General features: G+C 45.7%; 4 protein-coding genes. 2 read left to right on the forward strand and 2 right to left on the reverse strand.

The window, feature by feature from the left end; all coding sequences use genetic code 11:
- Positions 1–337: 337 nt before the first annotated feature.
- Complete coding sequence (locus tag U9Q77_04480) at positions 338–2035, forward strand: peptidylprolyl isomerase (GenBank protein MEA3286612.1); 1698 nt, start codon at positions 338–340, stop codon at positions 2033–2035.
- Between the two features lie 238 nt (positions 2036–2273).
- On the opposite strand, the gene U9Q77_04485 is transcribed toward U9Q77_04480, so the two are convergent.
- Positions 2274–4013, reverse strand: a complete 1740-nt coding sequence (locus U9Q77_04485; GenBank protein ID MEA3286613.1) for an alpha-amylase family glycosyl hydrolase — start codon at positions 4011–4013, stop codon at positions 2274–2276.
- A 202-nt stretch (positions 4014–4215) separates the two neighbouring features.
- Here U9Q77_04485 and selD point away from each other — a divergent pair, with 202 nt between their 5' ends.
- On the forward strand, positions 4216–5268 hold the full coding sequence (selD, locus tag U9Q77_04490; protein MEA3286614.1) for a selenide, water dikinase SelD: 1053 nt from the start codon (positions 4216–4218) through the stop codon (positions 5266–5268).
- A gap of 222 nt (positions 5269–5490) precedes the next feature.
- Here selD and U9Q77_04495 read toward each other — a convergent pair whose 3' ends face one another.
- Entirely contained in the window at positions 5491–6930 is a 1440-nt protein-coding gene (locus U9Q77_04495) for an FAD-dependent oxidoreductase (protein MEA3286615.1), read from the reverse strand.
- Between the last annotated feature and the right edge of the window lie 265 nt (positions 6931–7195).

Genomic DNA, 7195 nt, shown 5'->3' on the forward strand with positions numbered 1-7195 from the left:
TGATGATGTGGAGAAAATATGTGCTCTCAAACCCGTCTCTCAATCTTCATTTGAATTAGTAACCCTCCTCTGAGTTACGCTTCAGGAAATTATCTTTGGGAGTCCCCCTTGTCAAGATAATTTCCTGATCCAGAACAAACCTCCACAGACCCGATTTTATCAATCATATTCAAAGGACTCTGACAGACCCAGTTGGATTCAATACCAATACAGTTTCAAGTGCGCGATATATGTCTTCGCGAGCAGCGCGCGGCGATCTCAAAATCGTCACAAGAAATCACCCGTAAACCGAGATTATGTTTGCATACAACACTCTGACATCATATTTGAGACCCTGATGAAAAATGATAAATCACAGATATTGATCCTTGTCGCGTTTGCCTCGTTCCTTTTGTCATCCTGCAGTAAAGATGAGTTGCCCCCCCATGTCATAGCAGAAGTGAGTGGGCGTCAGATCACAGCTGATGATTTTAAACGAGCCTATATCCCCGTGCTTTTATACTCTGACAAACCAGAATCTGCTCAAACCAGAGAGGAAGTGCTCAATTTCCTCATCGATCAAACCATTCTTGCCCAGGCCGCTCAAAACCTGCATTTGGACACCCCCCCCACTTTGGAAACGGTTACCAGAACAGCGCGAAAATCAGCTTTCACCAGAATTCTGTATACAGAATGGGTCAAACAACAGCTTCCGGAACCATCTGAAGCTGAATTGCGCCAGGCCTTTCAGCGCAGCCATAGCTCACTGCTGATACGACATCTCTTCATCAAAGACAGTTCTGAAGCTCGCCAGCTCCATGAGAACCTGACCAGCGGTGCCAACTGGGACTCCGTGGCAACCGTCACCTTTGAAGATCCATCCCTGGCAGCCAATGGGGGTGTTTTGGGCTGGATGAAATTTGGTGATATGGATCCGCACTTTGAAGATGCTGCCTTTGAGCTTGAAACAGGGCAAATCTCGGAACCTGTGCAAACCAGGCATGGCTGGCACATCATTCGCGTGGATGCTCAGAGTAAGGAATTGATCCTCACAGAATATGATTTTTCCCTGGAGCGCAAACGTCTGAGACGCATCATTCGGGAACGTCATGAAAATCGGCTTTCTGATTCTACCGTGAATGCAATGATGGATCAGGCTAACTTGATCTTTCAACCCCAAATCGCTCCTCGGGTATGGACCATCCTGAGGACTCATTTCAGACAGTTGTCAAACTCAGGATTACTCTCAGACCAGGGTAATTCAGAGCTGGGTAAATTTGAAAATGAATTTGAACCCATCCTTGATGAGGAAATGCTGCGCTTTGCAGGAACAGTCTGGACGGTGAAGGATTTCCTGGAAAAACTGCCCGAGATGAACCGGCAGTTGATGCTTGAAAATTTGAAAAAGGCCACGGCCTTTCTGGTTCGGGATGAGCTGATCCATGATGCAGGTTTGAAACGTGATCTTGATCAGCGGCCTGATGTTATCGGGGAGATCGATGACCGCAGGAATCAATTCCTGGCCAACCTGTATCTCCGCTACATAGCAGAATCTCAACCGATCTCAGAGGTCAGCATCAAAAAGCACTATAAGCAGTACGCCAGCAGCAAATACCTGGCACTGGACAGTCTCAACATCCTGGAACTCACATTCTCTGATCAAACTGAAGCAAACGAATTAAAAATAATGCTGACCGAAGGGCTTGACCCGACCGACCCAACAACCCTTCCCCACGATGCTCCTGAATTCCAATTGGTTGACCTGGGTTGGTTTCAGGGCGCTGGTTCAGAACACCCGGACTACTATCATCGCCTGGTCAACGTACCCATCAAAACCCCGGTGGGTCCACTTACCGGATCAGATGGGGTCAGGCTCATCCTGGCTTCAAAACGATATCGCCATGCGAAACCGCTGGCCGATATTTATGAACAAGTCGAACAGGATGCCCAGGCTGATCGCCTGACAAAGTTACGTTTACTGGAAGTTCAAAGATTGTCCGCCAATGTCGAACTCAAACTGGATCTGAAAAAACTAGCCGATCTCACGCTTGATTAATACCCTATTTACCTCCAAATGCATATTCTCCTTGTTGTTGAGTGAGCACCTACATTGTCTTTGCGAGGGGTGAAACGACGTGGCAATCCATCTGCGCATCTGCTACAATGGATAAATCTCCATGTCTAGTGGCAATTTTGAGATCGCCACATTCTCGGAGTCTGTCCTGAACAATGCCGAAGGGTTCGTTCACGAAGACACTTTACGACCATATTGGAACTGAATAATAGGTTAACAATCATTCCCGGTCAACTGTCAGGATACTATTCCGACCACCATACGGATCAGTCAAATATTCTGATGCATTGGGGTCAGCAATCCACTCAACCCCATTCAGAACCAGTTTATAGCTATAGACTCCCGGTTTAAGCGGGATATCCACAAAAAGGGTATGACCTGTTTGAGAACCAGAATAATCCCTGGGGATCCAATTATTGAAATCACCGGCAATCTGCAGTTGCGTTACTTTCGACTCCTTGTCGTAATAGGACAGGCGGATGATCTGATAATCCCGGGATAGTCGATCGGTGAATTCAACCCGCTTGGTCATATCGTCGCTCACGGAACCCTCAAACTGCCAAATAGTCAAGCTGTTAGGCGGCAAATGAAGCCAGATTTCCTGATCTTCCAGGCGCAACACACCTGTCCCGTAGATCCGTTTGGTTTGATCGATCTCCAGACCCTCAGCTTCAGGTAGCGTTAAAAATTCTGCTGTGGAAGCGTTATTCAGGATCACCAGATATTGTTCATCAAACAGGAATCTCAGGTAAGCATATACAGACCAATCCTGATAAACCTCTCTAAACTTCCCTGAGGCTAAGGCGGCGTGCTGCAGTCGCAGTTGGGTCAGATCAATAAAGTGAGTCCTGAACGCAGCTTGTTCGGTATCGATCTTTTCAGGATAAGGGTGTCGATTCAGGAAATCCTGAGGCTCGCCATTAGCATTGACTGGATCAAATCCCGGCATACCCAGCTCGGTTCCATAATAGATCACCGGCAAACCCGGAGTGGTCATGAGCCAACCCAAAGCCAGCATTTGTTTGTCCCGGGCATGCCGACCCAGACCAACATTGAACCTGGCTACATCATGATTATCGATGAGCGTAGCCAAAGAGCGGGAGCCCAACAACTGCTCCGTGGTCTGGTAGAATTCAGAGAAATCTTTAAGCGAGCCACCTTTATTAAAGGTATTCCGAATGGCATAGTAGCCTGGAATATCAAACAGATAGTCAAACCCAACATCGACATAGGGCTGAATTCGGGTAGCCTCGCCCCAAAATACCTCCCCTAGCAAGAGGAAATCCTGACCAACCAATGCTTTTATCTTTTTATTATACTCACTCCAAAATTCCAGGGGAATATGTTTGACTGCATCCAAACGAAATCCATCACAACCAGTTTCCTCGATCCAGTATTTTGAGACATCGTAGAGATAGCGACTTACCTCTGGATTTTCCTGAGCCAAATCAGGCAGACCATGCAATTCCCCACGCTCGATCTGCTCCTGATCCTGCCAATCTGTAATTTCATAGGGGTTTCCATCTTTATCCCAGTGATACCAGTCCTTTTTGGAGGGGTCATGGATCCAGGGATGATCGGCCGCGGTTTGATTGAAAGGCATGTCAAAGATGATCTTCAAGCCCTTTTTGTGAGCAGTTGCTACCAGATTCTTAAGATCATCCAGGGTTCCGAAGTGCTCATCTACAGCGTAGAAATCAATGGGATGATACCCATGATAGGGCCACCAACCCACATAATCAGTATCGGAGTTGTCCAGGAAAGGCGAGATCCAGATCATGGTGATACCCAGGGCTCTGATGCTATCCAGACTCTGGGTGATTCCAGCCAAATCGCCACCCTGATAATGTTTAAGGGCTACGGGGTTGGTCCCATCATAGGACTGATAACTCTCAGGATTACCTCCAGAGTTATTGCTTGAATCTCCATCTACAAACCGGTCAATGAGTATGAAGTACATGATCTCAGTATCAGATTGGGAATGATTACGGCTACAACCTGGTAGCAAACTGAGAACCATCAATGGGATGATTATACAAAGAAGTTTAGTTTGTTTGTGCATCATTAAGCATAGACGAATTAGGGTCTGATTTCAACATAAAATCTTTGGAGAAAACTGCTTTTGCCATTGGCGCCCAGAAACATCTGATTACTTTCGTTTGATGATTAGAACTCTTGAAATAAATCTGACCGCCCAAGTTAAAGCCGCTGGCTGAGCCGGGAAAATTGGTCCAGGGGACCTGGACGATATTCTCTGTGGGTTGGATATAAAGACCCACCCCGACCTGTTGGTTGGAATCGAAAATCATGATGACAGCGCTGTGTATAAACTCAGTGACGAGATCGCTATGGTCCAATCCCTGGATTTTTTCACTCCCATAGTGGATGATCCCTTCATCTTCGGGCAGATCACTGCTGCCAATGCTCTCAGTGATATTTACGCCATGGGTGCTCGTCCTATTACTGCCCTGAATATTGTGGGCTTTCCTGTTGATGATATGGATAATTCAATCCTCCATGATATTCTGCGTGGCGGAATCGACAAACTTGATGAATCAGGTACCCTTTTAACTGGAGGGCACTCCATTAAAGATGATGAACTCAAATATGGGCTTTCCGTCACTGGAATTGTGCACCCCGACAAATTAATATCCAATAAAGGCGCTCGACCTGGTGATGTCCTGATCCTTACCAAGGCACTTGGAACCGGCATTGTCGCCACTGCTTTAAAGCAAAAGATCGCCCCAAATGATCAAGTTGATGCCATGATCCAAAGTATGATCCAGCTCAATAAATATGCTGCCGAAGTTTCAGTAAACTACCAGATCAATGCCATGACTGATGTGACCGGCTACGGATTGGTGGGTCATTTATTGGAAATGTTGGATGCCAGCGAAATGGATGCGAAAATCCTTGCGAAACAATTGCCTCTATTACCAGGAACTCTGGAATGGGCTGAAAAACAAATCGTACCAGCCGGACTGCGGGCAAATCAGGAATTTTACAGACCCCGTATTGCCATTGGATCAGAAGTTTCGAAGATCATGGAATTGATCGCTGTTGATCCCCAGACCTCTGGTGGTTTGCTCATGAGCGTGCTCCAAAAAGAAGCTGAAGAATTGCTAGATGAGCTGCATGCTAATGGTGTGATTCAAGCCAGTATCGTTGGTGAGATCAGCAATAGCAGCCTGGAACCACACATCTCCCTGCAATAAAATCAATCCTGACTTTCTGAGAATTCCTCAAGTTTGGGCGGACTCTGCGCTAGCAGGTTGGGAATGATACTAAAGTCAGCTGAAGGTTGTGATCGTTTATGACCGTTTGGCGTGATTCACACCTTTTAGAATTTTAAGATTCAATACGATAAATCGATACAATTGAAAGAGCTTATTATTCATGAGAAAACGCTGCATTTTGGTAATTTCCATGAGCAACCCCTATTCCGGTATGAGCGACCAGCCAATTCGGCCGCGCAATTTGTGGTTAAATGTCATGTGGATCATGCGCTTCATCCAGGCTCCGGAGAGTCCCATCTCCATATTGGAAACAAACATATCGCGACCACTGACCGGGTACTTTTTCCAGTCCGGGACAATGGGATGGGCAATGATCACTGCTGCTGAACCATCCCAGATCGAATCACCCATGGAAGCGATACAGGCAGCATACATCTCCGTCATTCTTTCAGAGTGACTGGCCACTTTGCCATTGATATTATCTATAATATTCTTGGCAACGAGGCGACCGATAATCCCTGAGACCATACCTGTTCTAGGAGGAGCAGGCGCAATAGGTGTTCCATTAGGTGTGGCTTGTGGTCGACTGATGGGTCCTGGGGGGGCGAAAGATATCCCTGCAGCATAAATATTCGGGTAAACCGGTGATTGATAAGTAGCCGGCCAATATTCAGGATTCGCTTTAAGCTCATCATAGGGCTTGCCGTAAACCGCATCCACTAAAACAAACCCGCCGGGATTGGCCACTTTTGAAGTAATGTCGTTTCCATCTTTATCGTGGTATATCATTCCGTTACCCAGAAATTGGGGAATTAACATGGCAAAATCGAATTTCTCACTACCCTCCTGCCCCTGTAGTGTCTCAAAATTGATGGTATTTCCATCAATGCTTTTTGTGGCCGTCTCAACCTGCCAATCAATTCCGTAATCTTGAAAAATAGTACTGATAAATTCTTCCGAGGTGCGAATCTGCTTCCCCTGGGCAACCGAAATGCCATCGATCCCAAAATCTCCAAGAGCTGGTTCGTTGGACAACCATTTGATGGTCGCTTTGTCCCGAATACCCCTTCTTTCCAGATCCTTATGAATATTGGTGATATACTCAAAGGCAGCACCCTGACAAGTAGCCATTCCATGTCCGGTACCAATAATAAAATGCTGCTTCTCGCCCTGCTGCATTCGCTTGACAGATTCAAGGTACCGATCACGGGATTGGATTGCATGCGTCGGCGTACAAATGGATTGGGTCAGACCAGCATGGGGTCCTAAACCCGGTGTACCTTCGAAATTTAGCTTTGGCCCGGTTGCATTCAGTAGATAGTCGTACTCAAACTTCTGAAGCTCACCCGTCTTTTCATTCAGAGCGGTTAGATATTCATCATCTGGATAAATATCTGTGACCTGTCCGTGAAAATAATTTATGTTGAATTTCTCGAAAACCGGAGCCAGGGGGAACTTGATCTTATCCAGAGACATTCGATCTATTCCCACCCAAACCAGGGATGGAATGAAGATAAATTCTTCTGTCCTGGTGATGACTGTCACTTCATGATCCTTGCCCAGAGCATCTCCCAGATAGAGTGCAGCAGTTTGCCCTGCAAAGCCTGATCCTATCACAATAACTTTTTTGGATTGCGCCATATTGTCCCCTTCCGATTTTCTTGAGAGAAAATATTACCATCAATATTTGATGATCTGAAATATTCCATTTAATCCTGACATAATTAATCATATTATATACACAAGTAAATAGAAAAGTGAAATATACGCATGTCAGCAAATAACCTGCATTATTCATGAATTATTGCCACGAAGACACTAAGTCACGAAAAGTATTAAAGTTATGAACAAGGTCATTTTAAACAGTATTATTTACATCTGTGAGTGATAATTTTTGATAAGCATA

The sequence above is a fragment of the Candidatus Neomarinimicrobiota bacterium genome (assembly GCA_034716895.1).
GTDB lineage: Bacteria > Fidelibacterota > UBA8477 > UBA8477 > JABMPR01 > JABMPR01.

Bases quoted from the DNA above. Each gene is read 5' to 3' on its own strand.
- U9Q77_04495 (MEA3286615.1), bottom strand. From the start codon at position 6,930: ATGGCGCAATCCAAAAAAGTTATTGTGATAGGATCAGGCTTTGCAGGG.
- U9Q77_04480 (MEA3286612.1), top strand. From the start codon at position 338: ATGAAAAATGATAAATCACAGATATTGATCCTTGTCGCGTTTGCCTCG.
- U9Q77_04485 (MEA3286613.1), bottom strand. From the start codon at position 4,013: ATGTACTTCATACTCATTGACCGGTTTGTAGATGGAGATTCAAGCAAT.